This window comes from Oceanobacillus neutriphilus, from assembly GCF_014645515.1.
In the GTDB taxonomy this organism is placed as follows: Bacteria; Bacillota; Bacilli; order Bacillales; family Amphibacillaceae; genus Oceanobacillus; species Oceanobacillus neutriphilus.
Map to the genome: position 1 here is coordinate 36,385 of NZ_BMLW01000005.1, position 20,702 is coordinate 57,086.

The 20,702-nt window shown below is 38.0% G+C and carries 22 protein-coding genes; 21 read left to right on the forward strand and 1 reads right to left on the reverse strand.

Annotation, left to right across the window (positions count from 1 at the left end; all coding sequences use genetic code 11):
- Positions 1–217 precede the first annotated feature (217 nt).
- The 4 genes from IEX29_RS09165 to prsW all read left to right on the forward strand — a co-directional run bounded on the left by IEX29_RS09165 (position 218) and on the right by prsW (position 4,713).
- Complete coding sequence (locus IEX29_RS09165; RefSeq protein WP_188734177.1) at positions 218–1,498, forward strand: Glu/Leu/Phe/Val family dehydrogenase; 1,281 nt, start codon at positions 218–220, stop codon at positions 1,496–1,498.
- Between the two features lie 346 nt (positions 1,499–1,844).
- Positions 1,845–2,819 carry a YpdA family putative bacillithiol disulfide reductase gene (locus IEX29_RS09170; RefSeq protein WP_188734178.1) on the forward strand — a complete coding sequence of 325 codons (975 nt, stop codon included), beginning with the start codon at positions 1,845–1,847 and terminating at the stop codon, positions 2,817–2,819.
- 222 nt (positions 2,820–3,041) lie between these two features.
- On the forward strand, positions 3,042–4,007 hold the full coding sequence (locus IEX29_RS09175; RefSeq protein ID WP_188734179.1) for an asparaginase: 966 nt from the start codon (positions 3,042–3,044) through the stop codon (positions 4,005–4,007).
- 34 nt (positions 4,008–4,041) lie between these two features.
- Positions 4,042–4,713 carry a glutamic-type intramembrane protease PrsW gene (prsW, locus tag IEX29_RS09180; RefSeq protein ID WP_188734180.1) on the forward strand — a complete coding sequence of 224 codons (672 nt, stop codon included), beginning with the start codon at positions 4,042–4,044 and terminating at the stop codon, positions 4,711–4,713.
- Positions 4,714–4,904: 191 nt separating this feature from the next.
- Here the strand turns inward: prsW and IEX29_RS26980 are convergent, their stop codons facing one another.
- The gene (locus IEX29_RS26980; RefSeq protein WP_268239032.1) at positions 4,905–5,036 is read right to left on the reverse strand and encodes a hypothetical protein; all 132 of its coding nucleotides are present in this window, start codon (positions 5,034–5,036) and stop codon (positions 4,905–4,907) included.
- Positions 5,037–5,237: 201 nt separating this feature from the next.
- Between IEX29_RS26980 and sleB the strand changes: the two genes are divergently transcribed.
- The 17 genes from sleB to menG all read left to right on the forward strand — a co-directional run bounded on the left by sleB (position 5,238) and on the right by menG (position 20,674).
- Positions 5,238–5,996 carry a spore cortex-lytic enzyme gene (sleB, locus tag IEX29_RS09185; protein WP_373290666.1) on the forward strand — a complete coding sequence of 253 codons (759 nt, stop codon included), beginning with the start codon at positions 5,238–5,240 and terminating at the stop codon, positions 5,994–5,996.
- A 16-nt stretch (positions 5,997–6,012) separates the two neighbouring features.
- Positions 6,013–7,362: a germination protein YpeB gene (ypeB, locus tag IEX29_RS09190; RefSeq protein ID WP_188734182.1), complete on the forward strand. Its 1,350-nt coding sequence runs from the start codon at positions 6,013–6,015 to the stop codon at positions 7,360–7,362.
- A 191-nt stretch (positions 7,363–7,553) separates the two neighbouring features.
- Positions 7,554–8,240 (forward strand): (d)CMP kinase, encoded by a 687-nt coding sequence (gene cmk, locus IEX29_RS09195; protein WP_373290660.1) that lies wholly within the window; start codon positions 7,554–7,556, stop codon positions 8,238–8,240.
- Positions 8,241–8,339: 99 nt separating this feature from the next.
- Complete coding sequence (locus IEX29_RS09200) at positions 8,340–8,921, forward strand: lysophospholipid acyltransferase family protein (protein WP_188734183.1); 582 nt, start codon at positions 8,340–8,342, stop codon at positions 8,919–8,921.
- 115 nt (positions 8,922–9,036) lie between these two features.
- Positions 9,037–10,170, forward strand: coding sequence for a 30S ribosomal protein S1 (gene rpsA, locus IEX29_RS09205; RefSeq protein WP_188734184.1), 1,134 nt, complete (start codon positions 9,037–9,039; stop codon positions 10,168–10,170).
- A gap of 112 nt (positions 10,171–10,282) precedes the next feature.
- Complete coding sequence (locus tag IEX29_RS09210) at positions 10,283–11,179, forward strand: YIEGIA family protein (protein WP_188734185.1); 897 nt, start codon at positions 10,283–10,285, stop codon at positions 11,177–11,179.
- Positions 11,180–11,365: a capping complex subunit for YIEGIA gene (locus IEX29_RS09215; protein WP_188734186.1), complete on the forward strand. Its 186-nt coding sequence runs from the start codon at positions 11,180–11,182 to the stop codon at positions 11,363–11,365.
- Positions 11,366–11,714: 349 nt separating this feature from the next.
- A complete protein-coding gene (gene der / locus IEX29_RS09220; RefSeq protein ID WP_188734187.1) occupies positions 11,715–13,025 on the forward strand; it encodes a ribosome biogenesis GTPase Der in 1,311 nt (436 codons plus the stop codon).
- A gap of 14 nt (positions 13,026–13,039) precedes the next feature.
- The gene (locus tag IEX29_RS09225; protein ID WP_188734188.1) at positions 13,040–14,080 is read left to right on the forward strand and encodes an NAD(P)H-dependent glycerol-3-phosphate dehydrogenase; all 1,041 of its coding nucleotides are present in this window, start codon (positions 13,040–13,042) and stop codon (positions 14,078–14,080) included.
- A gap of 57 nt (positions 14,081–14,137) precedes the next feature.
- Entirely contained in the window at positions 14,138–14,398 is a 261-nt protein-coding gene (locus IEX29_RS09230) for a stage VI sporulation protein F (RefSeq protein ID WP_077603042.1), read from the forward strand.
- 290 nt (positions 14,399–14,688) lie between these two features.
- Complete coding sequence (locus tag IEX29_RS09235) at positions 14,689–14,895, forward strand: DUF2768 domain-containing protein (RefSeq protein WP_308423640.1); 207 nt, start codon at positions 14,689–14,691, stop codon at positions 14,893–14,895.
- A 16-nt stretch (positions 14,896–14,911) separates the two neighbouring features.
- Positions 14,912–15,631 (forward strand): YphF family lipoprotein, encoded by a 720-nt coding sequence (locus IEX29_RS09240; protein WP_188734190.1) that lies wholly within the window; start codon positions 14,912–14,914, stop codon positions 15,629–15,631.
- 463 nt (positions 15,632–16,094) lie between these two features.
- On the forward strand, positions 16,095–17,573 hold the full coding sequence (spoIVA, locus tag IEX29_RS09245) for a stage IV sporulation protein A (protein ID WP_188734191.1): 1,479 nt from the start codon (positions 16,095–16,097) through the stop codon (positions 17,571–17,573).
- A gap of 562 nt (positions 17,574–18,135) precedes the next feature.
- Positions 18,136–18,408, forward strand: coding sequence for a non-specific DNA-binding protein Hbs (hbs, locus tag IEX29_RS09250; protein WP_147207791.1), 273 nt, complete (start codon positions 18,136–18,138; stop codon positions 18,406–18,408).
- Positions 18,409–18,576: 168 nt separating this feature from the next.
- On the forward strand, positions 18,577–18,798 hold the full coding sequence (gene mtrB, locus IEX29_RS09255; RefSeq protein WP_147207790.1) for a trp RNA-binding attenuation protein MtrB: 222 nt from the start codon (positions 18,577–18,579) through the stop codon (positions 18,796–18,798).
- A gap of 379 nt (positions 18,799–19,177) precedes the next feature.
- Entirely contained in the window at positions 19,178–19,948 is a 771-nt protein-coding gene (locus IEX29_RS09260) for a heptaprenyl diphosphate synthase component 1 (RefSeq protein ID WP_229720151.1), read from the forward strand.
- A gap of 18 nt (positions 19,949–19,966) precedes the next feature.
- Complete coding sequence (menG, locus tag IEX29_RS09265) at positions 19,967–20,674, forward strand: demethylmenaquinone methyltransferase (RefSeq protein WP_188734193.1); 708 nt, start codon at positions 19,967–19,969, stop codon at positions 20,672–20,674.
- Positions 20,675–20,702 lie beyond the last annotated feature (28 nt).

Below are 20,702 nucleotides of genomic sequence, written 5' to 3' on the forward strand. Positions count from 1 at the left end.
CTGATTTTTTTGCTTGAAGGAAGCCGGGATTTATGATTCATAATCTCTGCTATATCTTGATAGAAAGGGTTAGAAATGCCGGAAAAATATATACATCTCTATCACTTTAATTCTTATAAATAAGACGTTCATCTCTTTTATTGCATAATCCGTATGAAAGTGTATACTAAACTTGGAGTGAGTAAAACATTGATATAATAGTAGGGGGTAAATATTAATGGTAGCCGATAAAGCAGGAGATACTTCCAAAGAAAATCAAGAGAATACTGATGTGTTAAATTCTACATTGTCTATTGTAGAAACCGCATTAAGCAAACTTGGTTACCCTGAGGAAGTGTTTGATTTACTAAAAGAACCTTTGCGTATGCTGACTGTTCGTATTCCAGTCCGTATGGATGATGGAAAGGTTAAAGTCTTCACAGGATACAGGGCACAACATAATGATGCTGTCGGTCCAACAAAAGGCGGGATTCGTTTTCACCCGGATGTTACAGAAACAGAAGTGAAAGCACTTTCAATTTGGATGAGCTTAAAAGCCGGAATTGTCGATTTACCATATGGAGGAGCAAAAGGCGGAATCATCTGTGATCCGAGAGAAATGTCCTTTAGAGAGCTGGAGGCTTTAAGCCGCGGATATGTCCGGGCTGTTAGTCAGATTGTTGGTCCAACAAAAGATATTCCAGCTCCAGACGTATTTACAAATTCGCAAATTATGGCTTGGATGATGGATGAGTATAGCAAAATTGATAAATTAAATAACCCCGGCTTCATAACTGGAAAGCCAATCGTTCTTGGCGGTTCTCACGGCAGAGAATCTGCAACAGCTAAAGGGGTAACGATTGCTTTAAATGAAGCGGCGAAAAAGAAAGGAATTGATATCAAGGGGGCCCGCGTTGTTATTCAAGGTTTTGGTAATGCCGGAAGTTTCCTTTCTAAATTTCTTCATGATGCCGGTGCGAAAGTTGTCGCAATTTCTGATGCGTATGGAGCATTGCACGACCCGAACGGTTTAGATATTGATTACCTGCTGGATCGCCGTGATAGTTTCGGAACTGTTACGAAGCTTTTTGACAAAACAATTACGAATAAAGAATTATTTGAGCTGGATTGTGATATTATTGTTCCCGCAGCAGTTGAAAATCAAATTACCAGAGACAATGCACATAATATCAAGGCTTCTATTATTGTAGAAGCAGCAAATGGTCCAACAACAATGGAAGCAACAAAAATTCTTACGGATAGAGATGTCCTGATTGTTCCTGATGTTCTGGCATCTGCCGGCGGAGTAACTGTATCTTACTTTGAATGGGTACAAAATAACCAGGGCTTTTATTGGACAGAAGAAGAAATCGACAAAAGATTACATGAAATTATGATTAAGTCTTTCAATAGTATATACAATATGGCGAAAACAAGAAAAATTGATATGCGGCTGGCAGCTTATATGATAGGCGTACGGAAAATGGCTGAAGCTTCCCGTTTCAGAGGCTGGGTTTAATTAAAAATGCGTGTTCAAAAATCTGATAAATAGGACCAGGAAATTCGACGCGTCATTTTTTATTGGCTCTTTTGAACATCCTCAAAAAAAACGGAATGTGTCAATTTATGAAAAGAAACCGTTCAGAAATTTAATGTTCTAAATGATACAAATAAAAAACTCTTTCACAACAAGAGTTTTTTATTTGTTTGTAAGGATAATCTTTTCTATTTGCCATGCCGTCTGCTTCGTTGTACGATAGGTAATGAAAATTTCATTTGAAAATTAAAGATAAAAAAGCGGTTGATTCACCAAACAGCAGCGAATTAACCGTTTTTCTAAGCGATGGATGAAGGAAGGATACGAAATGCTAGACGAAAAAATCATTATTATTGGAGCTGGGCCATGTGGGATGGCATGTGCATTAGAGCTTCAGAAAAAAGGCCAAAATCCTTTATTAATTGAAAAAGGAAATGTAGTGCAAACTATTAGTAATTTCCCGACACACCAAACATTCTTCAGCTCAAGTGAGCGTTTAGAAATTGGCGATGTCCCTTTTATTTCTGAAAATAAAAAACCAGTGCGGAACCAGGCAATGGTCTATTATCGAGAAGTTGCCGAGCGGAATAATTTGCGTGTGAATGCCTTTGAAAAATTAGTGTCTCTTGAAAAAGATGGAGTAAATTTTGCCTTAAAAACTGTTAAAAGTAATGGTGATGAGGTTAGTTATCGTGCTGAAAAAGTTATTATGGCAACAGGATATTATGATCAGCCAAACTATCTGGAGATCCCGGGAGAAGATTTGCCAAAGGTGACTCATTATTTTAAAGAAGCTCATGAATACTTTAATCAGAAGGTTGCTGTTATCGGCGGCAAAAACTCTTCTGTTGATGCCACGCTTGAGCTGTATAAAGCGGGAGCACATGTTACGGTTATTTACCGTGGAGATGTATATTCAGAGAGTATAAAACCATGGATTTTACCAGAGTTTGAATCACTTGTCCGAAACGGGAAAGTAGATATGGTTTTTGGAGCATCTGTGACAGAAATAACAGATACACATCTCAACTATCAAAAAAACGGTCAAGAGGTCACCATTGAAAATGACTTCGTCTTCGCTATGACAGGTTATCGTCCAGATTATCGCTTGTTAAAACAAGCAGGTGTAAAGATTAATCTGGAGAATGGCAAACCGGTACATGATGAGAATACTATGGAAACCAATGTGAAAAATCTGTTTATTGCAGGAGTAGTTGCCGCTGGATATGATAATAATAAAGTGTTTATTGAAAATGGCCGTTTCCATGGAGAATTGATAGCTGCGTCTATCTTCTCTTCATAATTCTTTTTTTTGATATTAGGACTGACTTATTACACTCTGATAATTTTATGGAAGCACATAAACACAACTCGCAATCAGCGGGATGTGAGAGAGCAGGTTCCCGCTGATTGAAGTTTTATTTTATTATAAAAGAGATGATGCCGGGCAGGGTTTATTTTCTTCCTGCAGCAAAGTGCAGATATCAAAGGATTTACATAATAAACATAAAAAGAAGGTAATTACATGAAAAAAGTCTTGATGATTGCAACGGGCGGCACAATTGCAAGTGATACAAATGAGGAAAGCGGCAAATTAGCTTCTGGTGTCTTAACTGGAGAAGAAATTATTGAAAAATGTGATATTCCAGTCGATATAGAAGTAAAGGTTGATTCCTTTTTTCAAAAAGCAAGTATGCATTTAAATTTTTCTGATTTAATCAAGATTAAAGAAGAATTGGACAACTATTTAAACGAAGAAGCTTTTGACGGCATTGTTATTACACAAGGGACAGACACGTTGGAAGAAGCTTCTTATTTCATGCATCTAATTTCAAATTACAATATTCCAATCGTATTTACCGGATCACAGCGTTCTCCACAGGAAGTAGGTACAGACTCTTTTATCAATATTAAAAATGCGATACTTGCTGCCTGCAGTGAGGATTTAAAAGACGTCGGCGTAACTGTTGTATTCAATGAGCGTATTTTTCACTCCCGCTATGTCCGGAAAGAACATGCTTCTAATATTCAAGGCTTTAATGCTTTTGGTTATGGTTATTTGGGCATTATCGATAATAATAATGTACGTGTATTCCAAAAGCCGACTTACCGGGAGTATTTGGAATTGAAAAGAGAGCTGCCTGCAGTTGATATTATTAAAGTATACATGGATGCTGACGGCAAATATATACAAGCAGCAATAGATAGCGGTGTAAAAGGTCTGATTCTTGAAGGGGTCGGAAGAGGACAGGTATCACGGACGATGATGCCTGTTGTTAAAGAGTGTATCAAACAGGGAATAGCGGTAGTAATTACAACCTCAGCTGTTGAAGGAGAGGTCTATCCTACTTACGATTATGAGGGAAGCACTTATGATTTGATGGAGAATGGTGTTCTCCTTGGAAAAGACTATGATAGTAAAAAGGCAAGAATAAAGCTTCTTGTTGGTCTGGCAAGTAACGTGGAACTGGAACATTTATTTGACATATAATTTTTAATCGAATAGAGAAGAGGAGTAAGAATTAATGATAGCTGCTCTATCTGCTGGTATCGCCCCTGCTGTAGCTTTTATGACTTTTATTTATTTACGTGACCGCATCACAGAACCGATTTGGCTGATAGCCCGCATGTTTGTTACGGGGGCTTTAATTGTGCTGCCAATTATGTTTATTCAATATGGTATTCATGCGGAGCTGAATAATATCCCGATTATTGTAGAAGCATTTCTGTTCAGTGCTTTTTTGGAAGAGTTTTTTAAGTGGTTTATGTTTATGTTCTTGATTTATCAGCATGATGAATTTGATAACCACTATGATGGAATCGTATATGCCAGTGCAATCAGCTTAGGATTTGCATCGCTTGAAAATGTATTCTATTTGTTATCAAATGGAATTGAATTTGCATGGATGCGTGCACTATATCCTGTTTCGTCCCATGCCCTGTTTGGGATTATTATGGGATATTATTTAGGAAAGGCAAAAATGAATTCGAAATACAAAGGCAGGTATTTAACTACCGCATTTGTGCTGCCATTTTTGTTACATGGTGTATACAATTACATATTACTCGGATTAAATCAATTTATTATTATTTTATCGATCTTTTTAGCTGGTGTATGGATTTTTGCCATTTACCGTTTAAAACATGCCAGAACGTATGATATTCGTTTTCTCCCTGATAAATTTATAAACAAATAGATAAAAAAGCTGACGAATCGTTTCGTCAGCTTTTTTATCTGTAAAGAAAGAACTGTTATCTACCAGTAATCGGATTGATTTTAAATGTTTATGAATAAAAAGAAGAATTGCACAAAAAATAGGCTTAGATAAAACGAAACTCCATTCTGTAAGATCCCTTATACAGGATGTCAGTTGAGTGAATCAGGAAATCAGCTTACCTGATCTTCAGCCTGCGCCAAAAAGAATACAAGCATTTTTATAGCTTGTAAAGTGCCCCTTTGACTAATAAGTGAGACTGGTGCCGGGTCCGGGACTGCGATTGATTGTTCCGCCGTAAACATTTGCGAAGAGCCGCCTCACCAAAAGTGCTGGAGGCTTTTAGGCTGGAGATTTAAGGACGGTTATCCGTGATTAAAATTTCTCTTTAGGCAATCTTTCTTCAAACTGCTTTCTAAAAGGTTATAGGATGGCAGTTAGTGTTATGAAAGAAAAGCTTAAGAGAAGAAAATGGAGGCTTAAATATGAACAGAGTTCACAAACCTATGATTTTTAGCTTAACACTCTTTGTATTCCTATCTGTATTTATTTTCGCTAAGCCGGAACAAACAAGTGCATTTAGTGATCAAGTCATTCAACAAGGGGCTGTTGGGGAGGACGTTATTGAACTGCAAGCCAGATTAAAGCATATTGGTTTTTATAATGGCAAAATTGACGGAGTATTTGGATGGGGGACATATTGGGCTTTAAGAAATTTTCAATATGAATTCGGAATGGAAATCGACGGACTTGCCGGACAGACAGCAAAAGATAAGCTCGTGCAGACAACAAATTATGATAAAGAAAAAGTGAAACAGGAAATGTATGGCACCGGCACAGCTCCATCAGGAGGAAATAATGAAGGCGGGGAAAGTGCACCTGTCAGCTCTACAAATGTCCCGCAAGGATATTCCAATAACGATATTCAGCTAATGGCAAATGCAGTATATGGTGAATCCAGAGGAGAGCCCTATGAAGGCCAGGTAGCTGTAGCGGCGGTTATCCTTAATCGGGTAAACAGTCCATTATTCCCGGATACGGTATCTGGCGTTATCTTTGAGCCCAGAGCATTTACAGCAGTTGCAGATGGACAAATATGGCTTGAGCCGAACGAACAGGCAAGAGAAGCTGTGCTCGATGCTATCAATGGCTGGGACCCTTCAGGAAATGCACTTTATTATTTTAATCCGGATACGGCTACTTCAGGCTGGATCTGGTCCAGACCACAGATTAAAACAATTGGAAAACATATATTCTGCAGTTAGAAAGGTGTGAAAACGAATGTATCGTTGGATTACAATTACATTGTTGACAGTAGCTCTTATTTCCGTATCGATTTGGGGCTACCATTCAAATAAACAAAAGAATGATTTATATGTTCAGGCAGAGAATGAATATCAAAGGTCCTTCCATGAACTCACATACAATATGGATGTGCTAAATGATCAGATAGGAACCTCATTAGCAATGAATTCACCAGACAAATTATCACCACAGTTTGTTGATATTTGGCGGATCAGCTCAAATGCTCATGCAAATACAGGGCAGCTGCCAATGGGGTTACTGCCGATTCATAAAACGGAGGAATTTCTATCAGATTTAGGGGATTTTACGTATCAGACTGCCATTCGTAATTTGGATGATGATCCATTAACAGATGAAGAAACAGAACAACTGGAAAAATTTTATAAGCAATCTGGAGAAATAAGAGATGAGCTTAGAGAAGCACAGCATCTTTCTTTAAGCAACGGATCAAAATGGATGGATGTGGAACAAGCTCTATTAAATACAGATACAGATGGCAAAAAAGATAATGATATGGTTAACAGCTTCCAGGCAGTAGAGGATTCTTTTAACGCCTCTACGGAGGAGACGACGGAAGAAAGTACCACCAGTACAGACACAGAAGAACATTCTTATAAAAATGTAACTGGTAACGATCTAACGGAAGAAGAAGCATTGAAGAAAGCCGAAAAGATTTTTGGCAGGGAAGATGGAACTGAATGGACGATTACAAAATCTGGCGATGGAGCATTAACACCTATGTACAGTGTCTCCTATGATGAGAACGGGGAACGGGGCTATGCAGATTTAACAGTGAAAGGCGGCCATCCGCTTAATTTACTAATTTCCAGAGAAATAGACGGGAAACAATTAAGTTTGAATGAAGGATTTGAAATTGCATCTGATTATCTTTCAGAGCTCGGATTTGATGAAATGCAGCTTTTCCAAAGCAGTGAATATGATAAGGTTGGTATTTACTCCTTCGTATATGAAGATGATGGTGTCCGGGTTTTCTCTGATGCTGTAGAGGTAAAAGTAGCCTTAGATAATGGGGATATTACAGGATTGACAGCAAACAATTACTTTAAAAATCATGTTAAGCGCGATATCCCGAACCCTGCTATTTCTGAAGAAGAAGCCCGCGATGCCGTAAATCAAAATGTAACTATTCAAGAAAACCATCTGGCGATTATTGATGATAGCCAAGGAAAAGAGATTTTGACTTATGAATTTTTGGGTACAAGAGACGATGCAACTTACCGAATATTTATTAACGCAGAAACTGGTGCCGAAGAAAAAATTGAAAAAATGACAGATGCCGAGATTAATTACAATTCTGTTATTTAAAATAAAAATGAAGTCCCAATGTAATAAATAGAATAAGCTGCCTTCGAAAAAAAGATTATCGTCTAATTTTCGAAGGCAATTTGCATTAGTAACATTTGCAACGTGATAAATAATTTCGGAATATGTTATGATTGTATAGTATAGAACTCGCTTGGCAAAAGTCAGGCTTTTTAATGGCAGGAGTGAAAATAATGGATAGTATTTCAATTGCAATCGACGGACCGGCTGCAGCTGGAAAGAGTACCGTTGCAAAGCAGATTGCAAAAAAGTTAGGGATTATTTATATTGACACAGGAGCGATGTATAGAGCACTTACTTTTCAAGTGCTTCAAGAGAATATTGATCCTGAAGATGAAAAGGCAGTAATGGAAATTTTAAATAAGATTGATATTCAGCTTGTTCAACAGGAAGACGGTCAGCATGTATTAATTGATGGCAGGGATGTAACTGAAGTAATCCGGTATCCAGATGTTACTGCATCTGTTTCTGCAATTGCAAAGCATCCTGCAGTACGTAAAAATATGGTATCCGCCCAGCAGGACCTTGCAAAGGATCACAGCGTTGTAATGGACGGACGTGATATAGGCTCTCAGGTATTACCTGATGCTGACGTGAAAATTTTTCTTATTGCTTCTGTAGCTGAACGGGCAAAACGCCGCTTTGAGGAAAATAAACAAAAGGGCATACCTGCTGACTTACATACACTGGAAAAAGAAATAGAGAAACGGGATGAACTTGATTCCACTCGTGAAGCATCTCCATTGGTAAAAGCAGAGGATGCTATTGAACTGGATACTACTTCCCTATCCATTGATGATGTTACTGAAAAAATTCTCGAAATATGCCAGCCGTTTATTAAAAAACTTGATATTCGCTAAGTTAATGGGTAATTGATTAAGCTGCGTTTTCATTGGCTGAGATGCTTATCATTTCCATTTGCTAAAGAAAATGTGTCAAGAACCAAGAGGTGTATCTCCATGCTGTACAATTTTGCAAAATTTATTTTTACTATTCTTTTTTACCCGATGTACCGGATGAAAGTGACAGGAAAGCATCATATACCGAAAGAAGGACCGGTCATTATTTGTACCAATCATACTTCTAACCTTGATCCTCCTGTGGTAGGAACAACAGCCTCCAGAACAGTCCATTTTATGGCAAAGGAAGAGCTTTTTAAAGGGAAATTCTTAGGCGGATTATTAAGGAGAGTGCATGCTTTTCCAGTCAAAAGAGGATTGGCTGACCGGAACGCTCTTAGAGGAGGATTGAAGATTTTAGAAGAGGGAGAAACGCTTGGTTTATTTCCGGAGGGAACAAGAAGTAAGGATGGCAAGCCTGGAAAACCCTTGCCGGGAGTCGGCTTTTTTGCGCTCAGATCTCAGGCAGAAGTCATTCCTTGTGTTATAATCAGTGAATATAAATTATTTCGTCGTACCAAGGTTATTTATGGAAAACCGATGGATGCAGAATCATTTCGAAAAAATAAAGCTTCTGCGAAAGAAATGTCAGAGGGAATTATGGAAGAAATCAGAAATTTATACGAAATTCATAAAAATTAATTGACTTTACTTGACAAATAAAACTAATTATTAGAAGTTATAAGTAGAGTAAATGAATAATCTTTTTTCTATTCGATTGTTTGAATAGGTGAACTGTAACTAGGAGGCTAAGGATATGAGTGAAGAAAATAAAGACCTTCATGTATTAGAAGTTGGTGCAACGGTGACAGGGACAGTTGTAAAATTAGAAGAAAAACAAGTTCTTGTTGATATCGGATATAAAACAGAAGGAATTTTGCCGATAAGTGAGCTTTCCACACTTCATGTAGAATCCACAACTGACGTGTTATCAGAGGGGGAAGAGGTTACTTTAAAAGTCAAGAAGATTGATGATGATGAAGTTGTATTATCGAAAAAAGCTGTAGATGCGGAACAGTCATGGGAAGAATTGGAAAGAAAATATGAACAGGGCGAAGCTTTTGAGACAACAGTAAAAGAAGTTGTTAAAGGTGGACTTGTTGTTGATGTAGGAGTACGCGGTTTTATTCCGGCATCATTAGTTGAAACATATTATGTGGAGGATTTCAGTGATTATCTGGATCGTACACTAAAAGTAAGAATTACTGATATTGACCGGACACAGAACCGTGTTATTTTATCTCATCGGGCTATTGTTGAAGATGAGGAAAAAGATCGAAAGGAAAAAGTTCTGCAATCATTGAATCCTGGTGATGTGATTGAAGGGGTCGTGCAACGGATTACAAATTTCGGTGTATTTGTTGATTTAGGAGGAGTCGATGGACTTGTTCATATCTCACAATTAGCACATGAACATGTTGAAAAGGCCTCAGATGTTGTTTCTGAAGGAGATAAAATTAAAGTAGAAGTTATTTCTGTAGATTTAGACAGTGAGCGCATCTCTTTATCTCATAAAAATACGCTGCCGGGACCTTGGGCCGAAGTAAGCGAAAAAATTAAGCCGGGTTCAACTGTAGAAGGTGTTGTAAAGAGATTAGTCAGCTTTGGCGCATTTGTTGAACTGCTTCCTGGCGTTGAAGGACTTGTTCATATTTCCCAAATCGCTAACCGTCATATCGGCACGCCTCAGGAAGTGCTTGAAATTGGACAGACTGTTACTGTTAAAGTATTGGATGTCAATGAAGAAGAACAGCGCATATCTCTAAGCATTAAAGAGCTGGAGCAGGAACAAGAGGAAAAGGAATATAAGCAATATGAAAAATCTGATGATCAGCCAGGCTTCCAGCTTGGTGATGTGATCGGTGATCAATTGGACAAATATAAACAATAATTGAAATGAGTAAAAGCTGTACATGCCCATGTGCAGCTTTTTTCTGTAGATTTTTTCTAATAATCCATTGAAACAAAGCCATACTAACACTTAAGAAAAAGAGGTGGTTTGTATGGGAATTGAATCTTACTTACAGGCAATTTTATTTGGAGTTGTTGCAGGGACACTGGCCAGATTAATTACATTACGAAGTGATTACAGGCAGTATCCCACTTATCTGCATGGCAGAATTATTCACTTGTCATTAGGGTTTATTGCAGCGTCACTTGGAGCATTGGCTATTCCTGCTTTACTGGAAATGGAATTTACAGCAGTAACCTTCTTGACAGTAGCTGCAACTCAATTTAGAGACGTACGAAATATGGAAAGAAATACATTAACGGAGCTTGATCAATTTGAATTAGTACCCAGAGGGAGTACGTATATTGAAGGAATTGCCATTTCTTTTGAAGGAAGAAATTACCTTGTCATGTTTGCAGCCTTTTTAACAACGCTTGCTTATATTACATGGGGATGGTTTCCTTCCACTGTTGTTGGTGTATTAACAATTGTTGCAGCGCTTAGCTTTATGAGCGGATCTGCATTAAGGGATATTGTCGAAATCGAAGAATCGGATATCTCCTACGATGGAGCTGGTCTGTATGTCGATAATATTTATATCATGAATATCGGGATAGAAGAGAGACAGGAAGAAACTTTAAAGTATGGAATGGGTTTTATTCTGAAGCCCAAAAACATAAATGTTATCACTACGATAAGTAACCTGGGGCAGCAGCAGGCCATTTTACATGACGTATCTGCTACTTTAGGAGTTTATAAAGATTCGGGAACGCCTGCGCTGACACCTTTGATAAAGCGTGATTTAGATGATGGCAGACTTGGTGTTTTTATTTTGCCGCTTGTCCGGGACCCGGAACTGGCTAAAAAAGTAATCGGCTCCGTTCCTGTATTAGAAAATGCGATTAAAATGCCTACCGAAGCCACGTTTTTAAAAGGGGGTAAAAAGTAAATGGTTGTCGAAAAAGCAATTTTAGCTATCATTACTACAAAAGAAGAGCAAGTAGGGGGAGGAGCTCCTATTTTTATCTGCACGTCGAATGAAGACCTTCAATTATTTTCAACGAACCTGGAAGCGATTTTGGATGGCATTGCCCATCGTTTAAGTGATGATGTCTATATTATTGTAAAACACTAACTATAAGAAGATTTTTTAAAATGATTGCTGAAAAGAAAACTTTATTCAGTGAAGTTTTCGCATTTACTGGCTCTATCAAAAAAGTTGCCGGAACAATTGATTGATCTGCATCTTGCAGGTCTGAACCAATCGGGCTGTTACTGTGTTCTTCCTCACTTAGAACTTTCAATTTTTCTCTATTCTTGAAGCGGGAGCCCTACAGCCGGTAACCCTGTGATAAATTTCGTTGTGGAACTTCCCTACTTTTGCTAGAATAAAGACTGAGATGCAGTTAGAGAGAGTGTATGCTGCATTGCATAACCTGCTGATATATTAGAAGGAATTTTGAAAAAGAGAGGATGTTCCTTACGTGAGGAAATCTGTAGTAGCGATTGTTGGGAGACCAAATGTTGGTAAGTCAACTATCTTTAATCGATTAGTTGGAGAAAGAATTTCCATTGTGGAAGATACACCTGGTGTTACCCGCGATCGTATTTATTCTAAAGCCGAATGGTTAAATCAAACATTTAACATAATAGATACTGGCGGTATTGAAATGGTCGATGAGCCATTATTAAATCAAATGAGACAGCAGGCAGAAATTGCTATTGATGAAGCGGATGTCATTATTTTTATGCTTAACGGCAGAGAAGGCATTACAGCAGCTGATGAAGAGGTTGCGAAGCTTTTATTCAAGTCAAATAAACCTGTTGTATTAGCCGTTAATAAAATGGACAACCCGGATATGCATGAAATGATTTATGAATTTTATGCTTTAGGTTTTGGACAGCCCTTTCCTATTTCCGGTACACATGGTCTTGGACTCGGGGATATGCTTGATGAGGTTGTCAACCATTTTCCGAGCAATGAAGAGGATGAAAAAGATGATGATACCATTTACTTCAGCTTAATCGGCCGCCCAAATGTAGGAAAGTCATCTCTTGTAAATGCTTTATTAAATGAGAATCGTGTCATCGTAAGTGAAATAGAGGGCACAACAAGAGATGCCATTGATACAAAATTACGCAAAGATGATCAGGATTTTGTAATTATTGATACAGCCGGTATGCGTAAACGCGGTAAAGTTTATGAAAGCACAGAGAAATACAGCGTTCTGAGGGCGTTACGGGCGATTGAACGCTCTGATGTGGTCTTAGTATTGATTGACGCAGAAACAGGCATCAGAGAGCAGGATAAGAAGATTGCCGGGTATGCCCATGAAGCAGGACGTGCGATCGTTATCGTCGTGAATAAATGGGATACAATCGACAGCGATGAAAAAGCCATGAAAGATTTTGAAACAAAAATCCGGGCACATTTTCAATATTTAGATTATGCACCAATTGTATTTTTGTCTGCGAAAACAAAAAAACGGCTTCATACATTAATCCCGATGGTTCAATTAGCAAGTGAAAATCATGCGAAGCGTATCCAGACAAATGTCCTTAATGATGTCATTATGGATGCTATTGCCATGAATCCGACACCAACGCTTAAAGGAAGAAGGCTGAAAGTGTTATATGCTACACAAGTAGCTGTTAAACCACCTAGTTTTGTAGTTTTTGTCAATGATCCGGAGCTGATGCATTTCTCTTATGAAAGATTTTTAGAAAATAAAATCAGGGATGCCTTTGATTTTACGGGAACTCCAATAAAATTATTTGCACGCCGAAGACAGTAAAGGGGAGATATGATATGAGTAAAATTGCAGTACTTGGTGCAGGAAGCTGGGGAACAGCACTTGCCATTGTTTTAGCTGATAATGGACATGAGGTACGCTTGTGGGCACACCGGAAAGAACATGCAGAGGAAATAAATCAAACACACCGAAATGAAAAATATCTGGACGTAGAAATTCCTGATTCCATTAAGGCGTTTCATAATATGGAGGAAGCTGTAAAAGACACAGAGGCAGTTATTGTCGTTGTACCAACAAAGGCTATTCGTGAAGTATGTCAGCAGCTGAAAAATTATATTTCTCCAAGTACACAGATTATTCATGCTACAAAGGGAATTGAGCCTGGTACGTTAAAGCGTGTATCGGAAATGATTTCTGAGGAGATGCCAGATTTTCCTTATGAGAACATTGTTGTTTTATCCGGACCGAGTCATGCTGAAGAAGTGGCACTCCGTCACCCGACAACAGTTGCTGTATCAGCTGTCAATCTGGACAGAGCACGCCAGGCCCAGGATTTATTTAACAGTGAAAATTTACGCGTTTATACAAGTGATGATATTTTGGGAATTGAAGTAGGCGGAGCGCTGAAAAACATTATTGCTTTGGGAGCCGGTATCTCAGATGGCCTCGGCTATGGGGATAATGCGAAAGCAGCTCTGATTACACGCGGCTTAGCAGAAATTGCCCGTCTTGGTACATCACTGGGGGCAAACCCGCTAAGTTTTCTCGGGTTATCTGGTGTAGGTGATTTAATTGTTACCTGTACAAGCGTCCACAGCAGAAATTGGAGAGCTGGAAACCTGCTGGGAAAAGGAAATAACTTAGATCAGGTTTTAGAGGAAATGGGAATGGTTGTAGAAGGGGTCAGGACTGTGAAAGCAGCACATCAATTTGCCAAAGAACAGGGTGTTGAAATGCCGATTACCCAAGGGATTTATCAAATACTTTTTGAAGATAAGAATCCTAAAGATGTTGTAGATGAACTCATGAGCCGGAACAAACGTCAGGAAATAGATGATATCAGCGGTGTTTTAATAGAACGTTACTCGGATAAATAACACATAAATTTACTTCTTGCATATAATGTGACGAATGAACTGCAAGGAGGAAATGATGTGAATAATTTTCAAAAAGGTATGTTTGATAAAATTCAAAAGAACACAAACATCCGTCCTGAGGAAGTCTATAAGGTAGCTGATTCAGTAAAGAACGCGAATTTTTCTGATGAAAAAACTGTTCGTAATCTCGTGCGGCAGCTTTCGCAGATGGCTAACAAACCCCTTTCAAAGGAAAAAGAAGATAAAATTGTACAATCCATTGTCAAAAATAAAATGCCTGGAGATGTCAACACTCTAAATAATATGTTTAAAAAATAGCATTTTATAGGCAATTGAGGATACAGATTTACAAGATATTGCATAAGATAAATCGCACCAGCATTCAAGGAATAGAGTTGCTGAGGATTTTATTTAGTCAACCTATGGTGAAGATGCCCCCTTTGCCATAGGTTTTTACATGCATAGAAAAAGCGCTTTTTAAAGGCGTACTCCTGAAAGCTCTGATAATTGCTTTTAAAGTTCAACGTTTCGTCAGTTATCAAGAGGCACATCGATCAGGAGTTATGTTATAATAACACCTGTTAAAATGTATTTTGAGTGAAATAGGGGTGAAGGTTTTGTCGATATCCATGTTAATGATGTATATATCCTTTGTCGGGATGTTTTTATTAATCTTAGCGATGGGCTTGATTGTTTGGAGCAGAACGAGGCTGCGGGGCTGGTTTAGCGGTATTATTACATTTTTAGCTTATTTATGTCTTGTAAGCGGAGCTTTGATTATTTTATACGTTACATTTAGTGGACCAACAAGATAGGAAAAGGAGTCTCATTATGAAATATACATATTTACTTGCAATGCCTTTCATTTTTCTACTTTTAAGCGGCTGCATGTATCCTCAAAGTGAACGGTCAGAAAACCAGATTCCTAATGAAGAGCAGTTAGCTATTGTACAGCAGGCAGTTGAGACTTACAGAGAAGAAGAAGGCGGATTAGTACCAATACAAACAAAAGATAGTGATACACATATTTTTGAGAAGTATCTAATCGATTTCAGACAGATGCTGGAAAAAGGTTACCTATCAGAAATACCTGGAAATTCCTTTGAAGAGGGCGGTATATATCAGTATACAATTATTGATCCGGAAGGAGATTTGCTTGTCCGGCTTATTGATTTACAGACGACAGAGAAGATACGAAGCGTAAATGTCCGATTAGACGTATACAGACAGGAACATACTTATCCGGCTTATGGAGAAAAAATAACAGATAAGCTATATACAGTCGATTATGAAAAGCTCGGCTTAGATAAAGAGCCGACTGTAAAGAGTCCTTTTTCTCAAGCTGATTTGCCGGTTATTATGGACTTAAATGGAAATTTATATATTGATTATTCTTATGATCTGAATCAGGCATTGGAAGAGAATGATAACGATTATAAAGAGGGCGATGACATCCGCTATCTTTTAGTAGAGAACTCTCCATTTGTGCCTGCATATTCACAGCCATATACAGTAAAAGACGGACAAGCCGTGTTTATGGAAGAAGAATAAATAGTGAAGCCATACAGTTTATTATTGACTGTATGGTTTTTTTATCTCAAAATCTTGTTTTCAAAGTGCAGGAAAGTATATAAGATACTGGAGATAGCCGTTCCAACGGTTTTCATGGGGTGAGTAATCTTAGGCCCCAGAAATACACTACGCTTTCCGTGAGCCCTGAGATCATCTCCTCGAAAAAAAGATATATACGAAAATAGAATAAAAAGATGCCTTCCTCATATACATGAGATATAAAGTTTGTTTTTAAGTGTTCAATTTTTCTAAATTAACTTCTCTAACTTGTTTAGGAAGCACTTAGAAAATGAAATGTTACCTTACTTCATCTAAATCTGATGGACGTGTGATAGAAATATGTGAAACTTAGTCATAAACTAATGGGACAACGTCATAGACTGTTAGTGTCCAACTATTACGGGTGATGTATATCAAAGTACGGAGATCGGGAGGGGATCTTTTGGAAAAAACAGATATTTTTAAGGATATATCGAAACGTACAAATGGCGACATATATCTTGGAATCGTCGGAGCAGTCCGTACAGGAAAGTCCACCTTTATTAAGAAATTCATGGAGTTAGTTGTACTTCCTAATATTGAAAGTGAAAGTGAGAGGGCAAGAGCGCACGATGAATTACCGCAAAGTGCTGCCGGGAAAACAATTATGACAACAGAACCGAAGTTTGTTCCAAATCAGGCTGTTCAAGTGAATGTAGAGGATGGGTTAGAGGTCAATGTCCGCCTCGTTGACTGCGTCGGGTATGCTGTAGAGGGTGCAAAAGGGTTTGAGGATGAAAACGGTCCGCGTATGATTCATACGCCATGGTATGAGGATCCTATCCCATTTCATGATGCGGCAGAAATCGGAACCCGTAAAGTGATCCAGGAGCATTCCACAATTGGAGTTGTAGTGACAACAGACGGTACCATCGGTGAAATAGCCAGAGAAGACTATATTGAAGCCGAAACAAGGGTGATAGAGGAATTAAAAGAAGTTGGCAAGCCATTTATTATGGTTATTAATTCAACAGACCCGCATAGTCAAAAAACTACCCTGCTTCGGGAAGAGCTGACGGAGCAGCATGATATTCCTGTGTTAGCGATGAGTGTAGAATCAATGACAGAGCTTGATGTTTACAGTGTACTGCGGGAGGCATTATTTGAATTTCCTGTACTCGAAGTAAATGTGAATCTGCCAAGCTGGGTTATGGTTTTAAAAGAAGATCACTGGCTTCGTCAAAATTATCAAGAAGCAATTCAAGATACGGTAAAAGATATAAAACGCTTGCGTGATGTAGATCATATTGTCGGTCATTTCAGAGATTTTGAATATATTGAAGGGGCAAACCTGGCAGGAATGGAAATGGGCGAAGGTATCGCTGAAATTGATTTACATGCACCTGACCAATTATATGACCACGTACTAAAAGAAATTGTAGGGGAAGAAATCAGGGGCAAGGATCATTTATTAGAGCTGATGCAGGACTTTGCCTATGCGAAAAGAGAATATGATCAGGTTTCAGGAGCATTACAGATGGTAAAACAAACCGGCTATGGAATTGCTGCACCAACTCTGGAAGACATGCAGCTGGATGAGCCGGAAATCATCCGCCAGGGATCGAGGTTCGGTGTCCGGTTAAAAGCAGTCGCGCCATCTATTCATATGATCCGTGTCGAGGTAGAATCTGAATTCTCTCCAATTATCGGGACTGAGAAGCAGAGTGAAGAATTGGTTCGCTATCTGATGCAGGATTTTGAAGAAGACCCGTTATCTATCTGGGAATCCGATATTTTTGGCAGATCGCTCAGCTCCATTGTCAGAGAAGGTATTCAGGCCAAAATTTCTCTCATGCCCGAAAATGCAAGATATAAGTTAAAAGATACTTTAGAAAGAATTATCAACGAAGGGTCAGGCGGTTTAATCGCCATTATACTTTAAGCAGCTAAATCTATAGCTGCTTATTTTTTTGCGAAGAAAACCACCTAATCTTAAAAATTGGACGTTCTTGCATGTGAGATGTCCGTTCTAATATTTTTTTACGGGACAAGTAATCTTAAAAGCACTTCGATTGAACGGACAGTCCCCCTGGAAAAAAGATATTTTTTGGAATGGGGTGTATTCTCTTCGAGTTGCGTTTTTCCATCCCAAGAAATTGTCAGGGAGTCTATCTTCATTCTCTTTTTTATACTTTCGGTACTCTTTTTAAAAATTTTTTACGGCGAACGGCAAAAAAATCTTGTAAACACCGTATAGATTTATGGAAAGGTGACAATGCTTGTTTAATAAGAGTTTAGCCTATTTCTCTTAAGAAAAAGGAAATTTTATGTAAAATCTCAATAAATTCTAGAAAAATCGATAGTTTTTGTTGAATTTTATCTCAAACTCGTTTATTATAAGCCTTGTCATCACATATTAGGGTGGCTTTAATGAAACAAGACCATGAATAGACTGACGAACTAGTCTATTTGTCTAATGAACATCCTGGGAGGAGGTGAATGTCATGAATAAAACAGATTTAGTAAATGCTGTGGCTGAAAAAAGTGATCTTTCTAAAAAGGACGCAACAAAAGCTGTGGATGCAGTATTTGAAGCAGTCATGGATTCACTAAAAAATGGTGAAAAAGTACAATTAATCGGTTTTGGTAACTTTGAAGTTCGTGAACGTTCTGCACGTAAAGGACGTAATCCACAAACAGGAGAAGAAATCGAAATTCCTGCAAGCAAAGTACCTGCTTTCAAACCAGGTAAAGCTCTTAAGGATAGTGTAAAATAATATTTTACATATCCGGAGTGTACAAAAGAGAGGAGCGCGTTCTTGAACGTGCTCCTCTCCTTTGTTTATGAATAAAAATTATTTTTTAAAAGACTAAGTGATTTTTTGTTTTTTTCTTAAAATAGAATTTAGTGAGATAGAGATTTACATACACAGGAGGGGTAATTGATGAATGATCAAAACTTCAAAGCGGATTATTTTGTTATCAAAGCATTAGAAGATGGAGTACATGTTATCGGGCTGACCCGCGGAAGCAATACAAAGTTCCATCACTCTGAAAAACTGGATGAGGGTGAAATTATGATTGCTCAATTCACAGAACATACTTCTGCTATTAAAGTTCGCGGCAAAGCACTTATTCAGACAAGCCATGGAGAAATGGAAAATTAATAAAACGAAGCTTTATTCCCCGAGTGCTTTACAGAGTGACTAATTTCCTCAACAAAAACGTTCATCATAAGTGAATATATCGAGTGGAATGAGCCGGGTTCTGCCGGTAACTCTCTGCCTCGTTATGTATTCTTTTTGATAGAGTGACAAGATTCGTTATAGATAATTCCATTTATCACCTTGCCAAGATGCTTGAAATATCCACTCTTACAAAGCATACTGTTCTTTGGCCTTAAAGGTATTATCTTCTTACAAATAAGAGATTTTTATTTTTTTCGGACAGGCCAATAACAGAATGAATTCTTTCGTTTTTATAAAATGTAAAATGTGCTATAATAACTAGAGCAATGGAAAGGCTGAAAGGATCCGGGTGATAGTGGTGACTACATTTATGACAACAGATAAAGGTTATAGAAAAATACTGGAAAATAAATTGTATGACTCATACATTTATAAGCATATACGTTATCCGGTTATTGATGAAGAAAAGTGGAAATTATTACTATTTCTCGTTGAACAGCATAACGCTTTAACTCCTGTACAGCGTGAAAAGTATATTATTTCAACAATGCTTGTTCAAATTGCCCTGGATACACATGATTTTGTTCCAATTAAACAAAAGGCTGATACAGAAAGTGAAATAGTTAAAAAACAGCTGCAGGTTCTTTCAGGAGATTATTACAGCGGATTATATTATTTACTGCTCGCTGAAGCAGGAGAAATCCAGTTTATCCAGATACTGGCGAACGCCATTCGGGAAATAAATGAACTGAAAGTTACTTTATACTATGAAGAGCAATTACCGTTTGAAACATGGCTGAATATAAAAATGAAATTGAATGCTTCATTGTTTGTGCATGTTGCAAAGCATTTGTACAACCCTGAATTAGAATCGATTATTCAAAATTGGCTTATGTATCGTCGAATAGACACGGAAGAAGCAAATTATGGACAGTCGTTATTACTTACAGAGTGGGAAGCACGTAATGATAATGCAGCAGCTTCCGTGCCATTGATAAACGGGAAATTAATCCGGAACTACGAAAAAGCAGTATATCGTGCTATTTCTAATCTGTCCGGTTCAAATTTGTTCATGGAACAATTTATTTATTCCCAGGAAACGAATGAAATGAGAACGTCAAGACTTTAAAAGGAAGTGTAATTAATTATGAGCTATTCATCAAAAGAAGAGCGTGTTCATCATGTGTTTGAAAAAATATATGAAAACTACGACTCGATGAATTCTGTGATTTCTTTTAAACAGCATACATTATGGCGTAATGACGTCATGAAACGGATGCATGTTTCACCAGGAGACAGCGCATTGGATGTATGTTGCGGCACAGGAGACTGGTCTATTTCCTTAGCAAAGGCTGTCGGAGCTGACGGGAAGGTGATTGGACTTGATTTCAGTGAAAACATGCTGTCCATCGCGAAGGAAAAAGGAGAAAAAGAGAAGTCAAGTAAGATTGAATGGATACATGGCAATGCGATGGAACTTCCTTTTGAAGACAATCAATTTGATTATGTAACTATCGGATTCGGCTTACGCAATGTTCCTGATTATATGACTGTGTTAAAAGAAATGTACCGGGTTGTAAAACCGGGCGGAATGGTTGTTTGTCTGGAAACATCACAGCCTACATTAATTGGCTACAGGCAATTATATTATTTTTATTTTCAATTTATCATGCCATTATTAGGAAAAATTATAGCGAAAAGCTATCAGGAATATTCCTGGTTACAAGAATCTGCGAAAGATTTTCCAGATAAGGATCAGCTGAAGCAAATGTTCTTTGATGCAGGCTTCAAGTTTGTTGACGTTAAGACTTATGCCGGTGGTGGTGCTGCCATGCACATAGGACATAAATCTTAAAAACAAAATGAATTTACTAGTAAAATAA